The organism is Streptococcus sp. UBA3373, assembly GCF_002360305.1.
In the GTDB taxonomy this organism is placed as follows: domain Bacteria; phylum Bacillota; class Bacilli; order Lactobacillales; family Streptococcaceae; genus Streptococcus; species Streptococcus alactolyticus.
Genome location: NZ_DEQF01000023.1, coordinates 1 through 23,658 on the forward strand (window position 1 = coordinate 1; position 23,658 = coordinate 23,658).

A 23,658-nucleotide genomic window follows, 5' to 3' on the forward strand; every position below is an offset into this window, starting at 1 on the left:
CCACTACAGTTGACAATGAGCCACTTCTTTTTTAGTATTACTTTTTAAAGGTGAGGGTCATGGTTGTTCCCTCATCAGGAACGCTACGAACATTGATTGAAGCGTTATGGAGTTTCAAAGCGTGTTTAACAATTGAAAGCCCCAGACCCGTTCCACCAACTTTTCTTGAGCGACTCTTATCGATGCGATAGAAGCGTTCAAAAATGCGTTCTTGTTCTTCTTTTGAGATACCAATTCCCGTATCTTTGACATCAACAGAAATCTTATCTGCTTCATCTGTTATCGTAATATTTACGCTACCGCCATCACGATTGTAGGTAATAGCATTGTCGCTCAAATTGTACAAAACAGAATGAATCAAGGCTGGATTACCCGTGATATGGGTCGGTTGTCCCTTAAGTTGAAGCTGAATATCACGTTGTTTGGCTTTAGCAGATAAACTGCTCAAGACACTTTTAGCAACGCGGTAAAGATCCACATCTTCCATTGGTACTTGGTCAGTTTCATCCAATTGTGACAATTTGATAATGTCCTCAACCAACTGCACCATTTGTTTGGATTCTTTGTAAATCTTTCCTGCAAAACGAGGTACATCATCAGCAGATACTAAGCCATTAACTAGCATTTCTGAATAGCCTGAAATGACGTGCAGAGGCGTTTTAAGCTCATGTGACACGTTTGCAGTGAACTCATGTCGTAATTGTTCAATTTGCAATTGTTCTGTCACATCGAACAAAAGAACCACCAATCCAGTCATATGACCATCTGATAAAATCGGACGAATCAAGACCTTGTAACTGTCCTTATCAAAATGAACAATCCCTTCTTGGTTATCTCCTTTAAGACCTGCTTCTAGCAAGTTATTAAAGGCTAAATCCCTTGTTGTTTTTAAGATATCCTTGCCGATACAACTTTGGTCTGTTTGGAAGAGGTCTTGGGCTGCAGCATTCATGCTAATGACATGACAGCCTGCATCCAGCAAGATAATCCCTTCCTTGATTTTTGAAATAATCGTATCGAATTCTTCTTTTTTCTGGTTTAATTGTGACTCTTTTTTAGCCAATTCTTTTTGATGGTAATCAATTCGTCTAAGTAAAGGCGTGATTTCATCATAAGCATCATTGCTTAAAGGTTGGTCTAAATCCAAGTTATTTAACGGTGCAATAATACGTCTTGACGTGTAGCGTGCCACCCAAATCGATAAGACGATTGACAAGATGACAATCAAGGCAAACGGTTGGAACATACGAATCAGCAAAAGCAATAAGCTATGCTGGGTTACGGACAAACGTAAAACCGTTCCGTCATCTAGACGCTGCGCTACATAAATCGATTGTGTTGTCAAAGTTGTCGAAAAGCGAGTGCTCTCACCGTAGCCTTCTTCCATAGCCTCTCTAATCTCTTTACGGTTCTGATGATTATCCATTTTGGTTGCATCAGAGTTGCTATCATAAAGAATCGTTCCCTCGTTGTCAACCCAAGTAATACGAACATTGGAAACGTTTAGATTTTCAAAATAATTTTTTCCTTCTAGTGAAACCCCTTGAGCAATCAAGGCAGTTTCTGTTCGCAACTGTTCTCTTTGAACCTTAGTGAAATAATTGTACAAAGCCCCCATAATTAACAGGATAGCTGAAAACAAAATCCCTAAAGATACAAAAAGTGTTGAGCGAAAGATTCTTTTAATCATTCTCTTCCTCCAGTCGGTATCCTACCCCACGAATAGTCTTTATGAGGTGACTGGCATCACCAAGTTTGGTCCGCAGTGTTCCGATATGAACATCTACCGTTCTTGTTTCCCCAACAAAGTGTTCGCCCCAGACTTGATTTAGCAGTTCTTGTCTGGTAAACACACGATTAGGGTTTTTCATCAATAAAGCAAACAGTTCAAATTCTTTCAGCGTTAGATGAATAACTTTATTATCTTTCTTTACTGTGTAGTTTTGAACATCAAGAGAAATAGAACCAATCGTCAAGGTCTTATCCTCTTGAACATGACTTTGAGTTCGGCGTAAAACAGCTTTAATACGAGAAATCATTTCCATCATGCCAAAGGGTTTGACCAGATAATCATCGGCTCCCATATCCAAGCCCTTAACCTTGTCAAATTCTGTTCCTTTGGCAGTTGCCATGATAACAGGAATACTTTCACTGCTTTTTTTCGCACGCAACTCCTCTAAACTGGATAAACCGTCACTTCCTGGCAGCATAATATCCAATAAGATTAAGTCGGGTTTGACTTGCTCCATCGCTTGCCAGAAAAGCTCGGAGTTGGGAAAACCTTGGGCTTCAAATCCCGTCGTCCGTAGCGTATAAAGCATCAATTCGCGAATATCATCATCGTCTTCAACACAATAAATCATTATTATTCATCTCCATCTAATTGCCCAGTGATTGAGAAAATGACCCACTTGGCAATATTGACCGTATGATCTCCAATACGTTCAAGGTATTTGGCTACCATCAGGACGTCGATAGCGTGTTCGCCATCCACTTCTTCTCCTGCGAAGTAGGCCATTAAGTCCATCTTTATTGTATCAAATTCTGCATCAATTGTATTATCATTTTGAATGACTTGGTTAGCCAGTTCTTCATCATCATGCACAAAGGCATCAATACTATTCGTTACCATGTCCACAACGTGGCTTACCATGGTTTGTAGGTGTTTTAATTCTTGTCCTTGGTGGATATGTCCTTGATTGACAATCTCACCCATTTCAGCGGCTTGGGCTCCGATACGTTTCATATCGTAAACCATTTTCAAGGCAGCTGATACACGGCGTAAATCTTTTGCAACAGGCTGTTGACGCAACAGCAATTTCAAACATTGTTCTTCAATGTCGCGTTCAAGTTGTTCAATGCGATGGTAAGTTTCAATCACATCATCCACGAGTTCTGAATCATCGTGTTTTAAAAATTGAACCGATTTTGAGATAACATCTTCACATAAAGCCCCCATAAAAATAACATTTTTATTGAGTTCTTGGAGTTGATTTTCAAATTTTGAACGCATTAGCCGAATCTCCCTGTAATGTAGTTTTCTGTTCGCTCGTCTTGAGGAAGAGAAAAGAGTTGACTGGTTTGGTTAAATTCTACGACTTCTCCCATCAAGAAGAAGGCCGTTTTATCTGAAATACGCACAGCTTGTTGCATATTGTGGGTTACAATAACGATGCTGTATTTTTGCTTCAATTCAATAACAAGGTCTTCGATTTTTGACGTTGAAATTGGGTCAAGGGCTGAAGTTGGCTCGTCCATAAGCAAGACATCTGGCTCAATCGCAAGGGCACGCGCAATGCAAAGTCTTTGTTGTTGACCACCAGACATACCCAAGGCTGACTTGTGAAGTCGGTCTTTCACTTCGTCCCAAATTGCTGCTTGTTTCAGCGAACGTTCAACAATCTCATCCAGTTCCGCCTTTCCATGAATCCCGTGTGTACGTGGACCAAAGGCAATATTGTCATAAATGCTCATTGGGAATGGATTTGGTTTTTGGAATACCATACCCACTTTTTTACGCAATTTATTGATATCTAAATCACGGTAAACATCTTCACCATCCAAAAGCACATTACCTGTAATGCGACAATCTTTGACCAAATCGTTCATACGATTTAGGCTTTTTAATAAAGTTGATTTTCCACAGCCAGAAGGACCGATAAAAGCGGTAATTTCCTTGGCTGGAATATTTAAATTGACTGATTTCAAGGCATGAAAATCGCCATAATATAAATCTAAGTTTTCAATAGTTAATTTACTCATTACCCATTCTCACTTCCTAAACGTTTGGCAATTAAGCCTGATAAAAAGTTAATTCCAATGACTAATATCAGCAAGACAACAGCTGTTGCATAGGTTTGATTGATATACAGTCCTTCACCAGAAATAGCGTACATATGCACCGCCAAAGTCCGTGATGAGCTAAAGACGCTTTTAGCTACTTCTGCCACTGTTCCTGCGGTAAAGATAAGAGCCGCTGATTCACCGATAATACGACCAATCGCCAAAATAACACCTGAGAAAATACCTGGCATAGCACTTGGCAAAACAATCTTGAAAATCGTTCTTAATTTACCAGCACCAAGGGCAAAAGCTCCCTCACGGTAACTGTTTGGGACAGAAAGTAAGGCTTCCTCAGTCGTTCTCATGATTAACGGTAAAATCATGATACTCAAGGTCACTGCCCCAGACAAAAGTGATAGACCAAAATGAGCGTATTTCACAAAGAAAAGGGCACCAAACAAACCATAAATGATTGATGGAATTCCTGATAGGGTTTCTGTTGCAATACGAATGATATTGACAATTGGATTATCTCTCTTCGCATATTCTGTCAAATAGATTGATCCACCAATACCAATCGGAACCGCAATCAGCAAGGTTAAAATCGTGATAAAGACGGTGTTAATCAAGGCTGGTAACAAAGAAACATTATCAGTTGTGTAAGTCAAAGAGAACAAGCCTTTGTTTAAATGAGGAACACCTTTCACCAAAATATAACTAATAATAAAAGCAATCATCAAGAAACTCACAAATGCCGCTAAATACACAAACCCAAACAAGATAAGTGATACAGGGTCGTGTTTGCGCGATGCAAAACGCTGCTTTAGAGTTCGTTGATTTACATTTTCCATATCTATGATTAGTCCTCCTTATGCAATAGCGAGAAGGTGATATTGATAATCAGCACAAAGATAAACAAGATAACGGCTGTACCAATCAAAGCTTCTCTGTGGAGACCTGTTGAATATCCCATTTCCATGACAATATTTGTCGTTAAGGTACGGACTCCAGATGTTAATGAACTTGGAATAATGGCCTGGTTTCCAGCAACCATAATAACTGCCATGGTTTCACCAATTGCACGGCCCAGTCCAAGAATAACTGAGGCGATAATGCCTCGTTTAGCCGCTGGCAATACGACGAAAAACACACTTCTTTCGTGAGAAGCCCCTAAGGCCAACCCGCCCTCATAGTAGTAATCAGGTACGGCACGAATAGCTGTTTCTGACACGCTAACAATAGTTGGAAGGATCATAATCCCAAGCAACATTGAAGCTGTCAAAACACCCATTCCGTAGCCACCGATGTTATTTCTGACAAATGGTACCAAGACCACCAAACCGAAGAAACCGTAAACAACCGACGGAATTCCTGCCATCAAGTTGATAGCTGCTTTCAATGGTTTGTAGAAGCGCTCTGGACAAAAATGTGCCATAAAGACCGCTGTCAAAATACCAATTGGTACACCGAGAATTAAGGCACCCAATGTAACATATAGTGAACCAACAATCATTGGGAAAATACCAAATTCATTGCTAGATGGACGCCAGATTTTGCCAAACAAAAACTCTTTTAGGCCAATTTCTTTAATCGCAGGTAGGCCATTAGAGAATAAAAATACGCAAATAAGTAAAACCGATATAACGGAAATACAAGCGGTAAGGAAAAATACCACTTGCATTGTTTTTTCTTTAGTATGATTCATGAATTCCTCTTACTCAGATAGGTCTTCCCAAGATGTAGTATCACCTGCGAAGATATCTTTAACTTGTTCACTTGTAAGATCATCTACTTCGTTCTTGTCATTAACGATTACCGCAATACCATCCATTGCAATAACTGTTGCTGTAACGCCTTCTTTTTCTTCAGTATCTTTAAGTTCACGTGAAGCCATACCGATATCCGCTGTACCATCAATAGTGTTTGCTACACCAGTTGAAGAGTCGCTTTGTTGGATTTCGATTGTCACATCAGGATTTACCTTAGCATAGGCTTCTTTTAATTTTTCCATAACAGGTGTTACTGAACTAGAACCAGAAATAACAACTTTTCCTGAATTTACGCTTGATTTGTAAGAACCATTGTCATCAAGTGGAATATAACCGCTCTTTTCAACAATTGCTTGGCCTTCGCTGCTTAAGATAAAGTTAATAAAATCTTTAGCTGCTTCGTTTGTATCATCTTTTGTCACGATGTTAAATGGACGTGACACTTTGTAAGAACCATCTTTGATGTTTTCTACTGTTGCTTCTGCGCCATCGATGTCAACCACTTTAACGCTGTCGTTCAATGACCCTAGAGAAGCGTAACCAATTGCTGAACCGTCTTCTGCGACAGTTGTCAACATCACTGAAGTAGAGTTAGTTACAATAGCGTTTTGAGTTGTCAAATCAACTTTTTCACCATCGCTATTTTTTTCTTCAAGTCCAAACAATTCAATGAAAGCACCGCGTGTTCCAGAACCATCTTCACGTGTTACAACGTTGATTTGTCCAAGACCTGCTTCACTATCTCCATTAGCAGTACTTCCGCAAGCTGATAGTCCGACTAGAGCAGCTGCTCCAAGTACGCTAAGTGATGATAACAATTTCCATTTTTTCATGGGGTGATTTCTCCTTAGATATCTTTATGGTACTCATTATAGACAGGTTATATCAAATTCATTACCGTTTTTTTGTAAAGTTTTTGTAAAATCCCCAAAATTCCTTTTGTAAAAACCATGTAAAGTTAAAAGCTATGTAAAATTTACTTTTTTGTTTTTTGTGCCTATAATAGTAGAAAAAGAATACCTTCTGTCTAAGATTGGTCTTAGGGCTAAAAAATGATATAATAATAACGTTTTAAGAAACGCTTTTTTAACTCAGAAAGGAACTTACAAATCTCATGATGAATATGCAAAATATGATGCGTCAAGCTCAAAAACTCCAAAAACAAATGGAGAAAAAACAAGCTGAATTGGCTGAAACAACCTTTACAGGCACATCTGCCCAAGACCTTGTCAGCGTTGTTTTTACAGGGGATAAAAAATTAGTGAACATCACTTTTAAAGAAGCTATTGTTGACCCTGAAGACGTGGAAACTCTTCAAGATATGACCACACAAGCCATCAACGATGCCCTTTCTCAAATCGATGATGCCACTCAAAAAACACTTGGCGCCTTTGCTGGTAAATTGCCATTTTAAGAAGACAAAAAGCCCGAACCAAATGGTTCGGGCTTTTTTACTTTTCTTTGGCAACTTCTAAGCAATAAGATTTTTCATGACAATGCGGGCACCTTAATTTCCGTGTTTTAGGCGTATGAGGCGCCAGTATAATGGCCTTATAAGACGGCTGGAAAACACTGTGGCAATTAGGGCACACAAAGGCAACCTGAGTAGCGTATTTTTTCTTAACCAACCAAAAAGTCAAAGGAATGATAACGATTTCTCCTATAAGAAAAATCAGTAGTTGACGGCTCAAAATCGCCCAAATCAGCGTTCCCCATTGCACTAAAATCAAGGGCAAAGCATAGAAAAACAGACGTCTGTGTAATTGTTTTAAAGTGTGTTGATTGCGCATAACTAGCGAAATGTCTGACAAAAACGCCAATGACTGACCTGATTGATTTTTCACCTTGTCAAGTAGATTGACAGCTGTGTCAAGTTTTGCTTTTCTTTCACTAAGGTCTTGCTTCATCTCCTTGATGTGCTCAACCAAAAGCAATTCCAAAACTTGCTTAGCATTTTCTTCCGCTAAAATGCGTTTGATTTGGTCAATGGAAAAATCCAACTCACGCAGAAAACAAATCATTCGCAGCTGCTCCAAATCACTTGCCACATAAAGCCGCCGTCCACCTTCTGTCACATCAGACGGAGTTAAAATACCACGTTTGTCATAATATTGTACCGTGCGGACTGAAACACCAGCTAACTTAGCCAAATCACCGGTCGTGTAAAATGAAGACATTTCTTCCCCCTTTCTGCTCTTATTATAGAACATGCCCTAAGGTAACGAGCAAGGGGTTCCCTTAGTGGATTTTTTCTTTTTTGTAAAAAGTGGTGCTTTAATCAAAAAAACCACCTAAGGCTGCAAAAGGATTGTCGCCGTGTTCCTCTTCTTGCTGAGTTAAATACGTCTTATTCTCATCAAATTCCATAAACTTTTCATAGACTTGAGCTGTCATGCGAGCATCTTCTAACGAATTATGACCGTGACCCGAAATCCCTAAAAATTCTGCTACACTGGTCAATTTTAAATTTGTCACACCGTTTAAATCTGTACTGCGACGAGCAAAAGCTTCATCATAGACATCCACCTTGTAAAATCCTGTCAAGTCCAAGTCATTTTCAACCAACAAAGGCAAGTCTGATTTGATGGCATTGTAGCCAATTAATGGCGTATCTCCGACAAAGGTTTTAAAGTCATCAAGCACCGTTGCAAGCTTAGGCGCACTCGCCACCTTCTCAGCAGTGATACCTGTTAAACCATTGATAAAGGATTGAAGGTGTAAATCAGTGTAAACATAGGTGTCAAAACTGTCAACTTCCTGTCCATTTGCCATCTTAACCGCCGATACCTGAATAATGTGCGTTTCCTCGCCCACCGTATTAAATTCCAAATCAAAAGCAATGTAATGTTGTAATGTTTCCATGTTTTTCTCCAGCATAATCACTCAAATTACGGCAAACAAAAAACCCCAATGGAGGTTTTTTCTTACAAATTGAAAGAACTCTAGCAATAGATGTGCTTATCTACCACCAAACAAACGAGCAAAGAAACCTTTAGGTGCTGTTTCTTCTTGAGCCTCTGCCTCTTCCTGAGCTCTTTCTTGCTCTTTTTCTTCTTCTGTGCGTGTTTGGATTTCTTCCACTTCAGCTTTGGCTTCGTTCAATTCTAACTGAAGACGTTTGCTATCTTCCATAGCCGCCAACGTTAATTGTTGTTGTTGGTCAAGCTGCTTGTCTTTTTCGCTAATCTGAACGTCTTTCACACGAAGTTGCTCATCTTTGGTGCTGATTTGCTTATCCTTAGCTTTAAGTTGTTCGTAAAGGCGAGTGATTTCAGTATTTTTTTCATCCACCAAAATTTCTAACAACTCTCGTTGTTGCGTTTCTTCGCTGATTGGTTCGTCTTCAAAAATGGTTTTTTTGTAAATTTCTTCTAACTTAATCAAGCCGCTGCGGTTGACAACCGTTACCCCTTTTTCGTTTTTAGAAACATCTTCTTCAGGTAAACTTTTCACGCGGTTGTTAACTGCTTGACGGCTAACTCCTAAGATTTCAGCTATTTCGCTGACGGTTTTTTCAATTGCCATAGTATCCTCTTTTACATTGAAATTCTCATGAAAAGCATATCATAAGACCGACCAATTGTCAATTTTATCCCGTCAATCTTTGTCACGTTAGCTTGACATATATGTCAACTTTGTCAAAATAGAAAAATATGCTAGCTGTCCTTTTTAAAACCTTTTATGCTAAAATAAAGGTATGAAAACATATGATACAATTATTATTGGCGGTGGCCCCGCTGGTATGATGGCTGCTATTTCTAGCAGTTATTATGGCAATAAAACCTTACTCATCGAAAAAAATAGACGGTTGGGTAAAAAACTGGCTGGTACAGGGGGCGGTCGCTGCAACGTAACCAATAACGGCACGCTTGATGACCTGATGGCAGGTATTCCTGGAAATGGACGCTTCCTTTACAGTGTCTTTTCTCAGTTTGATAACCATGATATCATCCAATTTTTTGAGGACAGAGGGGTCGCTTTAAAAGTGGAAGACCACGGACGCGTTTTCCCAAAAACAGACAAATCTAAAATCATTATTGATGCCCTCGCACATAGTATTCAAGAATTAGGTGGTGAAGTCCTAACCAACACCGAAGTGGTTTCAGTCAAAAAAATAGATAACCTTTTCCACATCAAATCTGCCACAGAGGAGTTTGTCTGTGAAAAACTGATTGTGACGACTGGCGGAAAAGCTTACCCATCCACAGGTTCAACAGGATTTGGCTATGACATCGCTCGCCATTTCAAAATCAAGGTTACCGAACTAGAAGCGGCGGAAAGTCCCTTGCTGACAGACTTTCCCCACAAGGCTTTGCAGGGAATTTCGCTGGATGATGTGTCTTTAACTTATCAAAAACACCATATCACGCATGATTTGCTCTTTACGCATTTTGGTTTGTCTGGGCCTGCGGCTCTGCGGATATCTAGTTTTCTCAAAGGCGGTGAAACCATCACATTGGATGTGCTACCCAAGTTATCCACAGAGGACTTGGACGCTTTTCTCTCGGAAAACCGTGAAAAATCACTCAAAAATACCCTAAAAATGCTCTTACCAGAGCGTCTAGCAAGCTTTTTAGCGCAGACATTTCCCGAAAAAGTCAAACAACTGACACCGCAGCAAGCAAGTGCTCTTGTGAAAAACCTCAAGGCCATGCCAATCAAAGTGACCGGCAAAATGTCACTGGCCAAATCCTTTGTCACTAAAGGTGGCATTGATTTGAAGGAAATCAATCCTAAAACCCTTGAGAGCAAACACGTTCCAGGGTTACACTTTGCTGGCGAGGTACTAGACATCAACGCTCACACAGGCGGTTTTAATATCACGGTAGCCTTGTGTACGGGTTGGGTAGCTGGTAGTTTGCATTATTAACAACTCTTTCCACATAGCAAAACCCTCTTGAAGGTATTCAAGAGGGTTTTTCATTTATAAACCATCAAAAGCTAGGCTTGGTTTGGCATTTAAATCCAAACCAGCAAAGTGGCCTTTATCATACTCAATCGCTGCTGCCAAAGCAATCATGCCTGCATTGTCACCGCACAAACGCAAAGGCGGAATAATAACATCAACCTCTGTCAATTCGCTTGCCAATCGTTCACGTAAGCCTTGATTGGCGGCCACACCACCAGCCACTACTAAGGTATTCACAGGGTATTTTTCTAAGGCTTTTTTGGTTTTAGCCATCAAAACATCAAGAACAGCGGCTTGGAAGGAAGCAGCCAAATCCTCTTTGAACAAGTCTTCCCCTTTTTGTTGGGCATTGTGGTGTAGATTGATAACTGCTGATTTTAATCCTGAAAATGAAAATTCCAAGTTATCCTCTGTCATCATAGCACGAGGCAGATCATAAACATCCTTGCCTTGGTGTGCCAACTGGTCAATTTCACGTCCCGCTGGGTAAGTCAAGCCCATCACACGCCCTACTTTGTCATAGGCCTCTCCAACAGCATCGTCACGCGTTTCACCGACAATCTTATAATCACCAGGTTCCTTGACGTAAACAAGTTCTGTGTGACCTCCTGAAACAAGCAAAGCCAACAAAGGATAAGTCAATTCTTTGACTTCACGCGCAGCCATCAAATGCCCTGCCATATGATTGACAGGAATAAGTGGGAGCTGGTGTGCCCAAGCAAAGGCTTTAGCGGCAGCCATTCCCACCAAAAGCGCCCCAACTAAGCCAGGACCATAAGTAACCGCAACAGCATCAAGGTCGCTCGCCTCAATTCCTGCTGCCTCCAGTGCATCCTGAAAACAAGTGGTCACCACTTCGACATGATGACGACTAGCCACTTCAGGCACCACGCCACCAAAACGCTTGTGGCTTTCCACCTGACTGGCAATAATATTACTTAAAAGCTCGCTCTCATTTTTTAAAACCGCAACGCTGGTTTCATCACAAGAGCTTTCCACAGCTAAAATATATCTGTCTTTCATTCGTTCGTTTACCTCTCACTGCCCTCACGTTTCATGATAATAGCGTCTTCAACTGGCTCATGGTAATAACGCTGACGCTTACCAATCACCTCAAAGCCAAATTTTTGATACAAAGCCTGCGCCGACGTATTTGACGCCCTGACTTCTAGGAAAATGGGAAAATCCACATGGTCCAAGTGCGCCAATAATTGACTTCCCCAGCCTTCTCCTTGACGGGCCTTCTTCACAGCGATATTTGTGATTTCCAACTCACCAACCAATTGTTGAATCACCAAAAAACCGATAGCCGTTTTGTCTACTTCCACAAAAAAATAATCCACATTATCCTGCTGCATATCCGACAAGATTTGCTCCTTGGTCCAAGGAGATTTGTCATAGACATCCGACAAAATATCATAAACGGCAGCTACTTTTTCTGTTAATTCTCTCATTTTTAGATACGTTTTATATAATCCGCGTGTGGGTTTTCTTCATGGTTTTTCAGCCAATTTTCCTCCGCTTCAACGCGTTTAAGGTAGTTCGGTACAAAACTATCCACATCCACTGGCGCTAAGGTTTGTCCATATTTTCCAATGGCATAAGCTGATGGCAATACTGGCAACACTTGAGCTTTGGGTAACGCCTCTTCAATTTGCGTCTGGAAAGGAGCCACTTCACCGACAAACAAGACGTCTTTTTCATCTTGAACGGCTGCTAAAACCTCTGGAAAGGCCATGTGAGCCTCTTCTTTCACCAATTGACCATCGCGATAAAATCCAGCATAAACGTTGTTTCGACGGGCATCCATCACAGGGACAATCATGCCTGAAAATTCTGTTGCCGCTGCCAAGGCATAAAGACTTGACACACCGACAAATTCAATGCCCAGCGCGTAAGCTAAGGTCTTGGCTGTTGCAACCGCCACACGTAGCCCCGTATAAGAACCTGGTCCCTGTGCGACCACAATCCTATCCAAATCAGCAGGTTTTAAATCCACTGAATTCATCAAAAAATCAATCGCAGGCATGAGATTGATACTGTGATTTTTCTTAACATTTACGGTAACATCCGCTAATAACTGCTCACCATCCAAGATGGCAACAGATAGAGCCTTACTTGATGTATCAAAGGCTAAAACTTTCATCATTTCAATTCCCTCACTTGATTCTAACTCTTATTTTATGATATAATTTTAATAATTGCAACGAATCAAGGCTAATTCATTACTCGTAAAATATCACATAGACGAAAATCAAGTAGCTACGGTACTATTTGATAGCTTTTGGTGTCGTTTAATTAGTTAGCCATAGGTAGTATAACGAGTCAAAGAAAGGATTATTATGATTTACAAAGTTTTTTATCAAGAAAATAAAGATCGCAACCCACACCGTGAGAAAACAAAAGTCATTTACCTTGAAGTTGAAGCTTCAAACGAATTAGAAGGACGCATCAAAACGCGTAAACTCGTTGAAGAAAAAACACCTTACAATGTCGAATTTATCGAACTTTTATCAGAAAAACACCTGGCTTACGAAAAAGAAACAGGTGCCTTTGAACTAACGGAGTTATAACATGTCACAAATCCATTTAAAACCCGAGGAAGTTGGGGTTTATGCTATTGGTGGCCTTGGAGAAATTGGGAAAAATACCTACGGTATTGAGTATCAAGATGAAATCATCATCGTTGACGCTGGTATCAAATTCCCTGAAGATGACCTCCTTGGTATTGATTATGTTATCCCTGATTATTCCTATATTGTTGAAAATGTGAAACGTATCAAAGCCCTTGTCATCACGCACGGGCACGAGGACCACATCGGTGGTATTCCTTTCTTGCTAAAACAAGCTAATATCCCTATTTATGCAGGACCTTTGGCTTTGGCATTGATTAAAGGAAAACTCGAAGAACATGGTTTATTACGCGACGCAAAACTATACGAAATCAATGCGGACACAGAGCTTACTTTCAAAAACTTGAGCGTCACGTTTTTCCGCACTACTCACTCAATTCCAGAACCTTTAGGAATTGTCGTTCACACCCCTCAAGGTAATATCGTATGTACGGGTGACTTCAAATTTGACTTCACCCCTGTCGGCGAACCTGCTGATTTACACCGTATGGCAGCTTTGGGAGAAGAAGGCGTCTTGTGTTTGCTTTCTGACTCAACAAACGCTGAAATCCCAACCTTCACTAACTCTGAAAAAGTGGTTGGCCAATCCATCATGAAAATCATCGAAGGCATTCATGGGCGTATTATCTTTGCGTCATTTGCCTCAAATATTTTCCGTTTGCAACAAGCAGCTGAAGCGGCTGTCAAAACAGGTCGTAAAATCGTTGTTTTCGGACGTTCAATGGAAAAAGCTATCATTAACGGGATTGACCTTGGGTATATCAAGGTTCCAAAAGGGACATTTATCGACCCTAGCGAGCTCAACAAATACCACGCTAGTGAAATTTTAATCATGTGTACAGGTAGCCAAGGGGAATCAATGGCAGCGCTTGCTCGCATTGCCAACGGTACTCACCGTCAAGTTACCCTACAACCTGGAGATACGGTTATCTTTTCTTCTAGCCCAATCCCTGGTAACACAACCAGCGTCAATAAACTGATTAACACTATCCAAGAAGCTGGTGTCGAAGTTATCCACGGTAAAGTCAATAATATCCACACATCAGGTCACGGTGGACAACAAGAACAAAAATTGATGCTTCGCCTCATGAAACCTAAGTATTTCATGCCTGTTCACGGGGAATACCGTATGCAAAAAATCCACGCTGGTTTGGCTATGGATGTCGGCATTCCTAAGGAAAACATTTTTGTTATGGAAAATGGGGATGTCTTGGCTTTGACAGCCCATTCAGCTCGTCGTGCAGGTCATTTCAACGCACAAGACATTTACGTTGACGGTAATGGTATTGGCGATATTGGTGCAGCTGTTTTGCGTGACCGTCATGATTTATCTGAATATGGTGTCGTGCTTGCGGTGGCAACAGTTGATTTTGACAGTCAAATGATTCTAGCTGGACCTGATATCTTGAGCCGTGGTTTCATTTACATGCGTGAATCAGGCGAATTGATTCGTGAAAGCCAACGTGTCTTGTTCAATGCCATCCGCATTGCCCTTAAAAACAAGGACGCTAGCATTCAATCGGTCAACGGTGCTATTGTTAATGCCCTTCGTCCATTCTTATACGAAAAAACAGAACGTGAGCCAATCATCATTCCGATGATTCTCACGCCAGATAACCCACAAGACAGTGGTAAATAAACCAAAAGAGAAGATGCACGATCTTCTCTTTTTTTATATCGACAAGTAAAAAAACACTAGAACGCTCAAACGCTCTAGTGTTTTAGTGTTATTGTGCAACCATGATACGAAGACCTTGGTCGATTTTTTCAGCAGCTTTGCGTCCTTCACGGATACCCCAAATCACAAGACTTGGTCCGCGACGAGCATCACCTGCAACAAAGACACGGTCATTATTGGTTGAATAATCATCATAAACGCTTTGAACACCAAATTGTTCAAAGAGTGATTTTTCAGCACCTGTGAAGCCCATAGCCAATAAGACAAGGTCAGCTTGGATGATTTCTTCCGTTCCTTCAATTGGTTTAAAGCCTGGACCCACTTTTACCGTTTTAGCGGCAATGACTTGGCCACGGTCAGCTCCGATAAATTCAGTGGTTGAGGTTGCGTAAGTTGTTAATGTTGTGTCTTGTACATAATCAGCCTCTTCTTGCCCATAACCCGTGCGTTTAATCATTGGGTATTCTGGCCAAGGGTTGCTTGGCAAGCGTTTTTCTGGTGGTTCTGGCGTGATTTCAAGCTGTTTAACACTTGCAGCCCCCAAACGAACGGCCGTTCCGATACAGTCATTTCCTGTATCACCACCACCAATAACAAGTACGTGCTTACCTTCAAGGGTTGGACCTAATTTTTTCGTTTCAGATGCCAAAACATTTTTCGTGGTTTCGGTTAAGAAATCGACGGCAAAACGCACGCCTGACAAATGACGTCCTGGAACATCCAAGTCACGTGGAACACTGGCCCCAGTAGCTAAGACGACACGGTCATATTGTTGCAAGAGTCCGTCCGCTGTGATGTCACGTCCAACTTCGGTATTGGCAATAAAGGTGATACCAAGATTTTCCATGACATCAATGCGGCGTTGAACAATTGCTTTATCCAATTTCATGTTTGGAATACCATACATCAAAAGCCCACCAAAACGGTCACTACGTTCATAAACTGTCACGTTGTGCCCTAGTTGATTGAGACGCCAAGCTGCAGCAAGCCCTGCAGGTCCTGAACCAATCACCGCCACTTTAAAGCCTGTGCGGTAAAGTGGACGACCTGAGTCCTCCACCCAGCCATTTTCAAAAGCAGTATCAATAATGAAACGCTCATTGTCATGAATGGTAACGCCTACGCCGTTAAGGCCTTCGGTACACCCTTTTTCACAAGGTGCCGGACAAACACGCCCTGTCATCTCAGGGAATGGATTGGTTCGAGATAGGCGCTCAAATGCACGCTTGTAATCACCCTTGTAAACCAAATCATTCCACTCTGGAATCAAGTTGTCGTTAGGACAGCCTGAAACGGCACGCCCACCACCGTAAAAAGTACCTGAGTGGCAAAATGGTACGCCACAAGTCATACAACGAGCCGCTTGTTTGCGACGCTCTTCTTCTGAGAGTGGGATTTGCAGTTCCTCAAAGTCCAAGATGCGTTCAGCAACAGGACGATAAGGATTGTCTTTTCGCTCATATTTCAAAAATCCAAATGGGTCCGCCATTTTAATTACCTCCTGTTACTTGTGCAAGTAGTTCTTCTTTTTCGGCAGCTGTTTCAGCTCCGCCTGTCGCAATTTCAAAGGTACGTAATTCTAGTTCGTCACCTTCTAAGCCAGTTTTAGCCAGAGCATGCTCAATATCGTGGATTTCGTGGAATTCTGTTGGATATACTTTGACAAATTTATCCACTTCTTGTGCCCAATTATCAAGCAAACGTTTGGCTTTAGCACTGCCTGTGTAGTCGTAATGTTTTTGAATCATATCAACCAAAACATCGTCCCCACGTGTTTCTCCAACTTTGTAGAGGTCAACCATTTCGCGATTGACTTTTTCAGCAAAGTCACCGTCAGCATCGTAAACATAAGCCACACCGCCACTCATACCAGCAGCAAAGTTGCGTCCTGTTGTGCCAAGGATAACCGCTACACCACCTGTCATGTATTCACAACCGTGGGCGCCAACACCTTCAACCACTACTTTTGCACCTGAATTACGGACACAGAAACGCTCACCCGCACGACCTGCAAAATAAGCTTCACCCTTGACCGCACCAAAGAGGGCAACATTTCCAACAATCGGTGAATGTTCCACATCGTAAGCCGCATCATACGGTGGTTTAACAATCAAGCGACCACCTGACATGGATTTGGCAATGTAATCATTGGCTTCACCAACCAAGGTCAACTCCATGCCTTGTGTGATAAAGCTTGCAAAGGATTGCCCTGCGATACCTGTGTATTCGTACTTAATCAAACCTGGTTCAAGTGTGTCGTTACCGTAACGTTCTGCTAGCCAACCAGCCATTCTCGCACCAACCGCACGTTGCACGTTATTGATGGATTCTTTAACCGTCACGCCAACGCCACTATCAACCGCTGCTTTGGCAAAGCCGTCCAACTCTTTCCATTGACGAGCATCTGCAAATGGGTCTTCTGTCTTACGGTTAATCGGATAAGCTGTTCCCAAGATACGTGAGAAATCAAGTGATTTGGCTTTCCCTTTTGGAATGAATTTGGCTTTCAAGATTTCAGAATGCCCAACCATTTCATCAACTGAGCGGAAGCCAAGTTCAGCCATGTACTCACGCAATTCTTCTGCCATGAACATCATCATGTTAATCAAGTGTTCTGGTTTTCCAGCAAAATGCTGACGCAACTCTGGATTTTGTGTTGCAACACCAACAGGGCAGGTATTGAGCGAGCAAACACGCATCATCACACAACCGATAGAAATCAAAGCCAAGCTAGCAAATGAATATTCTTCAGCCCCAAGAAGTGTCGCTACGGCAAGGTCACGACCTGTCATCAATTTACCGTCAGTTTCCAAAGTCATGCGTTGACGTAAACGGTTAAGAGATAGCGTTTGATGCGCTTCTGCCAAGCCCATTTCCCACGGCAAACCAGCGTCACGGACCGAATTACGAGGAGAGGCACCTGTTCCACCGTCATAGCCTGAAATAACGACCTTGTCCGCACCAGCCTTAACACAACCTGTGGCAATAGTTCCAACACCTGTGCTTGACACCAACTTGACATTGATTTTTGCATAAGGATTAATTGCTTTGAGGTCATAAATCAGCTGCGCCAAATCTTCAATTGAGTAAATGTCGTGATGCGGTGGTGGTGAAATCAAACGCACACCAGGCGTTGCCCCACGAATTTCAGCAACCCAAGGGAAGACTTTTTGACCAGGCAATTGCCCACCTTCACCAGGTTTTGCCCCTTGTGCGAGTTTAATCTGAAGTTCTTCTGCAGACATGAGGTATTCCGCATTCACCCCAAAACGTCCAGAAGCCACCTGTTTAATCTTAGAATTCAAATTGCGTCCGTCTGGTTGGACTTTGAAACGGTTACGATTTTCGCCACCCTCACCAGAGTTTGATTTGGCTCCAAGGGCATTCATAGCTTCTGCAATGGTTTCATGAGCTTCTTTAGACAATGAACCAAAACTCATGGCACCAACCTTGAAACGTTTGACAATAGTTTCAGCAGGCTCGACTTCAGACAAATCTACTTTTGGACGGTCAGAATGGAATTCCCAAATCGAACGCAGTGTTGTCGGTGTTTCCAAAGCTTCTTTGTCTAGTTCAGCCGTGTATTCTTTGAATAGTTTGTAATCGCCTGTACGAACAGCCTGTTGGAAATTGTAAATGGTGTGTGGGTTAAACAAATGGTATTCACCGTCAGCCTTGAATTGGTAAATACCGCCACTTTGCAAGTAATCCCCACGACGTGGACCAAAAGCATCTTCGATACGTTGCAGGTATTCTTTTTCAATTTGGTCTAGTGACAAGCCACCAATACGCGTTACAGTTCCTGTAAAGTATTTGTTGACAACAGCATCAGACAAACCAACTGCTTCAAATAGCTGGGCACCCTTGTAACCAAGGATAGTAGAAATTCCCATACGGCTCATGATCTTGACAATACCTTTTTCTGAAGCTTTGCGGTATTTTTCAAATGCCTGCTCATCTTTACCGTATTCTTTTAAGGTCGCATAAGCTCCGTAAGGGTGAATGGCTGCCGCACCGTAACCTACCAAGGTCGCAAAATGATGCACTTCAACTGCTTCAGCCGTATCCACCACAATCGAGAATTGGCTAGCTTTACCCTTGACAACCATGTAATTGTTCAAACCAGAAACGGCCAACAACATTGGAATCGTTGTTTGATTTTCTTGAATGTGACGGTCTGACAAAATAATAATCTTGCTGCCGTTATCCACAGCTTTTTCCGCCGCCTTAAACAAGTTTTCCAAAGCACGTTGCAAACGGTTGTGAGAAGGTTCAACCACATCATAAACCGTTGACAAGGTTGTTGCACGGTAGCGCTCATCTTGCAACTGAGCGATTTTCGCAAATTCTTGGCTTGACAACATTGGACTGTCAATCTTGACTTTCACACAGTTGTCCGCCCCATCTGCCTTGAAATTACCATCGCCACCCAAGTAAACACTCGTTGACACCACGATTTGTTCACGAATGGCATCAATTGGCGGATTGGTAACTTGCGCAAATTGTTGTTTGAAGAAGGTGAAAAGGGATTGATTTTTATGAGAAAGCACTGCTAATGGGCTATCAAATCCCATCGAAATAACAGGTTCTTCTCCTTTTTCAGACATCGGTAAAATCACCGTGCGAATGACTTCTTCTGTGTAGCCATAAGCCTTCCACATGGTATCAATGTCTGTGGTTTCTTCTTGTAATTCGGCTGCCTCAAAGTCTTTTAAATGAGCGATATTTTCTTCCACCCATTCCTTGTAAGGATGCTGAGCAGCGTAATAAGCCTTGACTTCTTCATTGCGCATCAATCTGCCTGAAGTGGTGTCAATCAACATCATGTTACCAGGACCAAGCACACCTTTTTCAACCACACGACTTGGTTCAAGGTCCACTACACCTGATTCACTTGAGCAAATCAAGAAATTATCCTTCGTCAATGAATAACGGCTAGGACGCAAACCATTACGGTCCAAACGTGCACCAACCATATCACCGTCAGAAAAGACAAGGGCCGCTGGACCATCCCAAGGCGCTACAAAGCTTGACGCATATTCGTAGAAAGCCTTCAAATCATCTGAAAGCCCAGATTCTTCACCCCAAGCTTCAGGAACCATCATCAACAAGCTTTGCGGGATATCACGACCATTACGGTAAAGATATTCCAAACAGTTTTCTAACTTAGCCGAATCTGAATTTTCCTCGTTGTAAACCTCAATCTGATGACTGTGCATCCAGTTTTCCGCACCACGAAGGGTATTGATTTCACCATTGTGAGCTAAAAAGCGAAATGGCTGCGCACGGTCCCAAGATGGGAAAGTATTGGTCGAAAAGCGTGAGTGAGTCAACGCAATGTGAGATTTGAAGTGCTCATCTTGCAAATCAGGGTAAAATAGCCCGACCTGAAAAGCGTGTAACATTCCTTTATACACAATAGTTTTACTCGATAACGAACAAATGAAAAATTCATCTGCTGAGAACGTCTTCTCCATTTGACGACGCAACTGGAACAATTGGTCCTCAAAATCACGCCCTGCTTTCGTGTCGTCTGGTTTCTTAATAAACACTTGGACAAAGCTTGGCATGATTTCCTGAGCTGCTGGACCGCAATTATCATAACGAAACGGCACATCACGCGTCATCAACACATGAAAACCAGCCAATTTTATCTCAGCCTTAACAGCCTCTAAAAGACTAGCCTTGGCTTCTGCGTTTTGTGGTAAAAAGAGCTGAGCGACAGCATAGTCACCCTTTTTAGGCAAGCTATAACCCGCTTCTTTTGCCTTTAGTTTGAAAAATTCATCAGGCAAGGCGAGCAACATCCCAGCCCCATCTCCAGTGTCAGGTTCGGCACCTGTCCCACCACGGTGATTCATTCGTGTCAACATCGTCAATGCATAGTCAATCAAAGTATGACTAGCCATGCCATCAATTTGGGCAACAAATCCCATTCCACAAGCATCAGACTCGAAAGAGGGGTCCCAAAGCGTTGTTTTTTGTGCCTCTATAGCACCTGTGTTCATAGCCTTCACTCCAATCATCGTATAAATAATCTAATTATTCAGAATATTGTAATATATTGTACCATATTTTGAGGCGTTAGAGTAGTCATTCTAGACATTTTTTGATAAAATATACTCTTTTACTCAAAATATTATCGGTTATCTATTCTTATGAGGGGTAAAAGTGGTCGCACTTCTTCAAAATCAATTGAAAAGAAAAGACTGAAGAAAAGTCCCATAGAGGACTGTTTCTCCAATCTGTTCTCACTATGCCTTAATATAAATCTAAGTAGTTATCAATTTCCCATTGTGAAACGAATGCTGCGTAGCTTGACCATTCAATTTTCTTAGATTCCACAAAATTTGTATAAATGTGCTCACCAAGAGCTGCTTTAACAACTTCATCTTCTTGCAAGGCTTTAACCGCATTATGCAAAGTAGAAGGAAGGTCGCGAATGCCTGCTTCTTTACGTTCTTCTTCAGTCATCACATAAATATTTGATTCTACTGGAGCTGGAGCTTCAATTTTATTTTCAATACCATCAAGACCTGCTTCAAGAAGAACTGCAAGTGCTAAGTATGGGTTTGCTGTTGGGTCAACAGAACGAAGTTCCAAACGAGTTCCCATACCACGAGATGCAGGAACGCGAATAAGTGGTGAACGGTTACGACCAGCCCATGCAATGTAAACAGGTGCTTCATATCCAGGAACCAAGCGTTTGTATGAGTTTACAGTTGGATTCATAATAGCAGTATAGTTGTAAGCATGTTTCATCAAACCGCCAAGGAAGTAGTAAGCTGTTTCTGACAATTGCATTCCTTTTGGATCTTCTGTATCAAAGAAAGCATTGTTGCCATCGTAGTCAAACAATGACATGTTACAGTGCATACCAGAACCATTAATACCGAATTTTGGTTTTGCCATAAATGTTGCGTAAAGACCATGTTTACGAGCAATTGTTTTAACAACGAGTTTGAAAATTTGAATGTTGTCACATGCTTTCAAAACATCAGCATATTTGAAATCAATTTCGTGTTGTCCAACCGCAACTTCGTGGTGACTTGCTTCAACTTCAAATCCCATTTCAGTCAACACGTTAACGATTTCACGACGTGTGTTATCAGCAAGGTCTGTTGGTGCAAGGTCAAAATAACCACCGCGGTCGTTTACTTCAAGAGTTGGTTCACCTTTTTCATCCAATTTGAACAAGAAGAATTCTGGTTCTGGACCAAGGTTAAATGATTTGAAACCAACTTTTTCCATGTGACGTAGAGCACGTTTCAAGTTACCACGTGGGTCACCTGCAAAAGGCTCACCTTCTGCTGTGTAAATGTCACAAATCAAACCTGCAACAGCACCATTTTCACCACCCCAAGGGAAAACAGTCCATGTGTCAAGGTCAGGATGTAAAAACATATCAGATTCGTTGATGCGTACAAATCCTTCGATTGAAGAGCCGTCAAACATAGCTTTGTTGGCTAATACTTTGTCAAGCTGTTCATCAGTAGCTGGGATTTCCACGTTTTTCAATGTTCCAGCAATATCTGAAAACATCAAGCGTAGAAATGTTACATTTTTTTCTTTAACTTCGCGACGAATGTCTGATGCTGTAATAGTCATGAATTAAGGTCTCCTTTTTTTACAGAAAGCCGATACACTCGACTTAGATGCGCCAATTACTAATATACTGCGATGGGGTTGAAAAACGCCCTTGGTTTCGGAGTTCATCTTGTAAGATACGGCGAACATCAGCATCGGTCAAAGATTTCTGTTTTTGATTAGCTTTGTCTTGCCGCTCCGCATACTCACGTTTAATCGCTGCAATATTAAGCCCCTCATTGAGAAAATCTTTGATTTCAAGCAATCGATCCATGTCATTCAACGAATACATGCGACGATTCCCCGATGTTCTCTCCGGCGTAATTAAGCCCTGATCTTCATAATAACGAATCTGACGTGCAGTTAAATCTGTCAACTTCATTACTGTTCCAATAGGAAATACCGCCATGGAACGTCTGAGTTCTTTTTCTCTCATGATGACCTCCTTCCGCTATCCATTATAATCTGAAAATTCTAAACTGTCAACCCTTTATGTTATAAAACATGACATATAATTTTATTTATGTTCTCGCCTACGAATTAATTTCCGAACTTCATTGACATCCGCATTAACAATAATGGCTACAAAGACCCCGCAGAAGGTTTCAAAAATACGTGCAAAAACGTATAAGACCGTATCTCCAGGCGGAATAGAAAGCGTAATAATCAAAAGAGCAGACGTCCCTCCAATGATTCCTGCTTTATTGTTGATAGCCACATTTATCATAATGCCCAGCATCGAAAAAATAGGGATGAAAACTAAGGTAACCCAGAAATGGTAGTCAAAAAATTGATTGATAAAAAAGAAAATCAGTGATAAGAAACCACCTACACTATTTCCCACAACCCTTGAAAAGCCAAAATGCACGCTTTTATCAAAATTTTCGCGTAAACAGAAAACAGCCGTCAAAGTCCCGATTTGCAATCCTTCCCATCCAAACAGGTGAAAAATCAACAAGACTAAGAAAACGGCTAATCCGGTCTTAATGGTCCGCATGCCTAATCTAAATTTACTAGGGTCAAACTTATAATTTGCCAAAAGATTTTTTAAATAATTCATAACTCACAACCATTTATATTTCTTTTATTGTATCATATTTTGCGGCTTTTTTGGGGAAAGCGGGGTAAACTAAGCACACAAAACGTTCATTTTTCTCTCATCGATTAGGCCATTGCAGATTTTTACAACAAATAAAAACATACTAAGATTAGTAGTGAGAAAATCTCCGACGGGAGAAAGTACTCTCTACTTTTTCTTTTATGTTAAAGTAGTGGTGTCTTGTTAAGTCGAGTTCTCTT

22 protein-coding genes are annotated in these 23,658 nt (G+C 41.4%); 4 read left to right on the top strand and 18 right to left on the bottom strand.

The genetic code is table 11. From position 1 onward, the window contains the following. Window positions 1-37: 37 nt before the first annotated feature. From B3R79_RS03555 to B3R79_RS03585, 7 genes are read right to left on the bottom strand one after another with little or no spacing between them, the layout of a single operon-like run. Window positions 38-1,690, bottom strand: a complete 1,653-nt coding sequence (locus B3R79_RS03555) for a sensor histidine kinase (protein ID WP_293693792.1) — start codon at window positions 1,688-1,690, stop codon at window positions 38-40. Continuing rightward, window positions 1,683-2,363 carry a response regulator transcription factor gene (locus tag B3R79_RS03560; RefSeq protein ID WP_154455206.1) on the bottom strand — a complete coding sequence of 227 codons (681 nt, stop codon included), beginning with the start codon at window positions 2,361-2,363 and terminating at the stop codon, window positions 1,683-1,685. Before B3R79_RS03560 ends, B3R79_RS03555 begins: the two co-directional genes overlap by 8 nt. Before the next feature lie 2 nt (window positions 2,364-2,365). Continuing rightward, the gene (phoU, locus tag B3R79_RS03565) at window positions 2,366-3,013 is read right to left on the bottom strand and encodes a phosphate signaling complex protein PhoU (RefSeq protein ID WP_154455205.1); all 648 of its coding nucleotides are present in this window, start codon (window positions 3,011-3,013) and stop codon (window positions 2,366-2,368) included. Next, entirely contained in the window at window positions 3,013-3,762 is a 750-nt protein-coding gene (gene pstB / locus B3R79_RS03570; protein ID WP_168261466.1) for a phosphate ABC transporter ATP-binding protein PstB, read from the bottom strand. The genes phoU and pstB overlap by 1 nt, the downstream gene beginning before the upstream one ends. Next, a complete protein-coding gene (pstA, locus tag B3R79_RS03575; protein ID WP_168261465.1) occupies window positions 3,762-4,634 on the bottom strand; it encodes a phosphate ABC transporter permease PstA in 873 nt (290 codons plus the stop codon). Before pstA ends, pstB begins: the two co-directional genes overlap by 1 nt. 8 nt (window positions 4,635-4,642) lie before the next feature. Next, window positions 4,643-5,488, bottom strand: a complete 846-nt coding sequence (gene pstC, locus B3R79_RS03580; RefSeq protein ID WP_154455202.1) for a phosphate ABC transporter permease subunit PstC — start codon at window positions 5,486-5,488, stop codon at window positions 4,643-4,645. A 9-nt stretch (window positions 5,489-5,497) separates the two neighbouring features. Continuing rightward, window positions 5,498-6,385 carry a substrate-binding domain-containing protein gene (locus B3R79_RS03585; protein ID WP_168261464.1) on the bottom strand — a complete coding sequence of 296 codons (888 nt, stop codon included), beginning with the start codon at window positions 6,383-6,385 and terminating at the stop codon, window positions 5,498-5,500. A 281-nt stretch (window positions 6,386-6,666) separates the two neighbouring features. On the opposite strand from B3R79_RS03585, the gene B3R79_RS03590 reads away from it, so the two are divergent. After that, window positions 6,667-6,966 carry a YbaB/EbfC family nucleoid-associated protein gene (locus B3R79_RS03590; RefSeq protein ID WP_154455200.1) on the top strand — a complete coding sequence of 100 codons (300 nt, stop codon included), beginning with the start codon at window positions 6,667-6,669 and terminating at the stop codon, window positions 6,964-6,966. 37 nt (window positions 6,967-7,003) lie between these two features. Here B3R79_RS03590 and B3R79_RS03595 read toward each other — a convergent pair whose 3' ends face one another. The 3 genes from B3R79_RS03595 to B3R79_RS03605 form a co-directional block, all read right to left on the bottom strand. Further along, the gene (locus B3R79_RS03595) at window positions 7,004-7,729 is read right to left on the bottom strand and encodes a MerR family transcriptional regulator (RefSeq protein WP_293693796.1); all 726 of its coding nucleotides are present in this window, start codon (window positions 7,727-7,729) and stop codon (window positions 7,004-7,006) included. 97 nt (window positions 7,730-7,826) lie between these two features. Next, window positions 7,827-8,414: a 3'-5' exonuclease gene (locus B3R79_RS03600; RefSeq protein ID WP_168261463.1), complete on the bottom strand. Its 588-nt coding sequence runs from the start codon at window positions 8,412-8,414 to the stop codon at window positions 7,827-7,829. A gap of 96 nt (window positions 8,415-8,510) precedes the next feature. Further along, window positions 8,511-9,077 carry a DUF536 domain-containing protein gene (locus B3R79_RS03605; RefSeq protein ID WP_168261462.1) on the bottom strand — a complete coding sequence of 189 codons (567 nt, stop codon included), beginning with the start codon at window positions 9,075-9,077 and terminating at the stop codon, window positions 8,511-8,513. 172 nt (window positions 9,078-9,249) lie between these two features. On the opposite strand from B3R79_RS03605, the gene B3R79_RS03610 reads away from it, so the two are divergent. After that, a complete protein-coding gene (locus B3R79_RS03610) occupies window positions 9,250-10,422 on the top strand; it encodes an NAD(P)/FAD-dependent oxidoreductase (protein ID WP_293693799.1) in 1,173 nt (390 codons plus the stop codon). A 54-nt stretch (window positions 10,423-10,476) separates the two neighbouring features. On the opposite strand, the gene tsaD is transcribed toward B3R79_RS03610, so the two are convergent. Genes tsaD through tsaB form a run of 3 tightly spaced genes read right to left on the bottom strand, consistent with a single transcriptional unit; the run spans window position 10,477 to window position 12,610 of the window. After that, window positions 10,477-11,484: a tRNA (adenosine(37)-N6)-threonylcarbamoyltransferase complex transferase subunit TsaD gene (tsaD, locus tag B3R79_RS03615; protein WP_293693801.1), complete on the bottom strand. Its 1,008-nt coding sequence runs from the start codon at window positions 11,482-11,484 to the stop codon at window positions 10,477-10,479. An 8-nt stretch (window positions 11,485-11,492) separates the two neighbouring features. Beyond that, the gene (rimI, locus tag B3R79_RS03620) at window positions 11,493-11,915 is read right to left on the bottom strand and encodes a ribosomal protein S18-alanine N-acetyltransferase (RefSeq protein ID WP_168261459.1); all 423 of its coding nucleotides are present in this window, start codon (window positions 11,913-11,915) and stop codon (window positions 11,493-11,495) included. Window positions 11,916-11,917: 2 nt separating this feature from the next. Next, window positions 11,918-12,610: a tRNA (adenosine(37)-N6)-threonylcarbamoyltransferase complex dimerization subunit type 1 TsaB gene (gene tsaB / locus B3R79_RS03625; protein WP_293693805.1), complete on the bottom strand. Its 693-nt coding sequence runs from the start codon at window positions 12,608-12,610 to the stop codon at window positions 11,918-11,920. A 193-nt stretch (window positions 12,611-12,803) separates the two neighbouring features. Here tsaB and B3R79_RS03630 point away from each other — a divergent pair, with 193 nt between their 5' ends. Then, entirely contained in the window at window positions 12,804-13,034 is a 231-nt protein-coding gene (locus B3R79_RS03630; protein ID WP_168261457.1) for an RNA polymerase epsilon subunit, read from the top strand. A gap of 1 nt (window position 13,035) precedes the next feature. Beyond that, window positions 13,036-14,733, top strand: coding sequence for a ribonuclease J1 (rnjA, locus tag B3R79_RS03635; RefSeq protein ID WP_154455191.1), 1,698 nt, complete (start codon window positions 13,036-13,038; stop codon window positions 14,731-14,733). Between the two features lie 88 nt (window positions 14,734-14,821). Here the strand turns inward: rnjA and B3R79_RS03640 are convergent, their stop codons facing one another. The 5 genes from B3R79_RS03640 to B3R79_RS03660 all read right to left on the bottom strand — a co-directional run bounded on the left by B3R79_RS03640 (window position 14,822) and on the right by B3R79_RS03660 (window position 23,419). Next, window positions 14,822-16,261 carry a glutamate synthase subunit beta gene (locus tag B3R79_RS03640; RefSeq protein ID WP_293693808.1) on the bottom strand — a complete coding sequence of 480 codons (1,440 nt, stop codon included), beginning with the start codon at window positions 16,259-16,261 and terminating at the stop codon, window positions 14,822-14,824. A gap of 1 nt (window position 16,262) precedes the next feature. Beyond that, window positions 16,263-20,780 (bottom strand): glutamate synthase large subunit, encoded by a 4,518-nt coding sequence (gene gltB, locus B3R79_RS03645; protein ID WP_293693810.1) that lies wholly within the window; start codon window positions 20,778-20,780, stop codon window positions 16,263-16,265. A gap of 253 nt (window positions 20,781-21,033) precedes the next feature. Next, window positions 21,034-22,380: a type I glutamate--ammonia ligase gene (gene glnA / locus B3R79_RS03650; protein ID WP_168261454.1), complete on the bottom strand. Its 1,347-nt coding sequence runs from the start codon at window positions 22,378-22,380 to the stop codon at window positions 21,034-21,036. A gap of 43 nt (window positions 22,381-22,423) precedes the next feature. Then, window positions 22,424-22,795, bottom strand: a complete 372-nt coding sequence (locus tag B3R79_RS03655; protein WP_154455188.1) for a MerR family transcriptional regulator — start codon at window positions 22,793-22,795, stop codon at window positions 22,424-22,426. 81 nt (window positions 22,796-22,876) lie between these two features. Beyond that, a complete protein-coding gene (locus tag B3R79_RS03660; RefSeq protein ID WP_154455187.1) occupies window positions 22,877-23,419 on the bottom strand; it encodes an FUSC family protein in 543 nt (180 codons plus the stop codon). Window positions 23,420-23,658 lie beyond the last annotated feature (239 nt).

Coding starts and splice junctions, on each gene's coding strand:
- B3R79_RS03555 (WP_293693792.1), bottom strand. CDS start 1,690: ATGATTAAAAGAATCTTTCGCTCAACACTTTTTGTATCTTTAGGGATT.
- B3R79_RS03560 (WP_154455206.1), bottom strand. CDS start 2,363: ATGATTTATTGTGTTGAAGACGATGATGATATTCGCGAATTGATGCTT.
- phoU (WP_154455205.1), bottom strand. CDS start 3,013: ATGCGTTCAAAATTTGAAAATCAACTCCAAGAACTCAATAAAAATGTT.
- pstB (WP_168261466.1), bottom strand. CDS start 3,762: ATGAGTAAATTAACTATTGAAAACTTAGATTTATATTATGGCGATTTT.
- pstA (WP_168261465.1), bottom strand. CDS start 4,634: ATGGAAAATGTAAATCAACGAACTCTAAAGCAGCGTTTTGCATCGCGC.
- pstC (WP_154455202.1), bottom strand. CDS start 5,488: ATGAATCATACTAAAGAAAAAACAATGCAAGTGGTATTTTTCCTTACC.
- B3R79_RS03585 (WP_168261464.1), bottom strand. CDS start 6,385: ATGAAAAAATGGAAATTGTTATCATCACTTAGCGTACTTGGAGCAGCT.
- B3R79_RS03590 (WP_154455200.1), top strand. CDS start 6,667: ATGATGAATATGCAAAATATGATGCGTCAAGCTCAAAAACTCCAAAAA.
- B3R79_RS03595 (WP_293693796.1), bottom strand. CDS start 7,729: ATGTCTTCATTTTACACGACCGGTGATTTGGCTAAGTTAGCTGGTGTT.
- B3R79_RS03600 (WP_168261463.1), bottom strand. CDS start 8,414: ATGGAAACATTACAACATTACATTGCTTTTGATTTGGAATTTAATACG.
- B3R79_RS03605 (WP_168261462.1), bottom strand. CDS start 9,077: ATGGCAATTGAAAAAACCGTCAGCGAAATAGCTGAAATCTTAGGAGTT.
- B3R79_RS03610 (WP_293693799.1), top strand. CDS start 9,250: ATGAAAACATATGATACAATTATTATTGGCGGTGGCCCCGCTGGTATG.
- tsaD (WP_293693801.1), bottom strand. CDS start 11,484: ATGAAAGACAGATATATTTTAGCTGTGGAAAGCTCTTGTGATGAAACC.
- rimI (WP_168261459.1), bottom strand. CDS start 11,915: ATGAGAGAATTAACAGAAAAAGTAGCTGCCGTTTATGATATTTTGTCG.
- tsaB (WP_293693805.1), bottom strand. CDS start 12,610: ATGATGAAAGTTTTAGCCTTTGATACATCAAGTAAGGCTCTATCTGTT.
- B3R79_RS03630 (WP_168261457.1), top strand. CDS start 12,804: ATGATTTACAAAGTTTTTTATCAAGAAAATAAAGATCGCAACCCACAC.
- rnjA (WP_154455191.1), top strand. CDS start 13,036: ATGTCACAAATCCATTTAAAACCCGAGGAAGTTGGGGTTTATGCTATT.
- B3R79_RS03640 (WP_293693808.1), bottom strand. CDS start 16,261: ATGGCGGACCCATTTGGATTTTTGAAATATGAGCGAAAAGACAATCCT.
- gltB (WP_293693810.1), bottom strand. CDS start 20,780: ATGAACACAGGTGCTATAGAGGCACAAAAAACAACGCTTTGGGACCCC.
- glnA (WP_168261454.1), bottom strand. CDS start 22,380: ATGACTATTACAGCATCAGACATTCGTCGCGAAGTTAAAGAAAAAAAT.
- B3R79_RS03655 (WP_154455188.1), bottom strand. CDS start 22,795: ATGAGAGAAAAAGAACTCAGACGTTCCATGGCGGTATTTCCTATTGGA.
- B3R79_RS03660 (WP_154455187.1), bottom strand. CDS start 23,419: ATGAATTATTTAAAAAATCTTTTGGCAAATTATAAGTTTGACCCTAGT.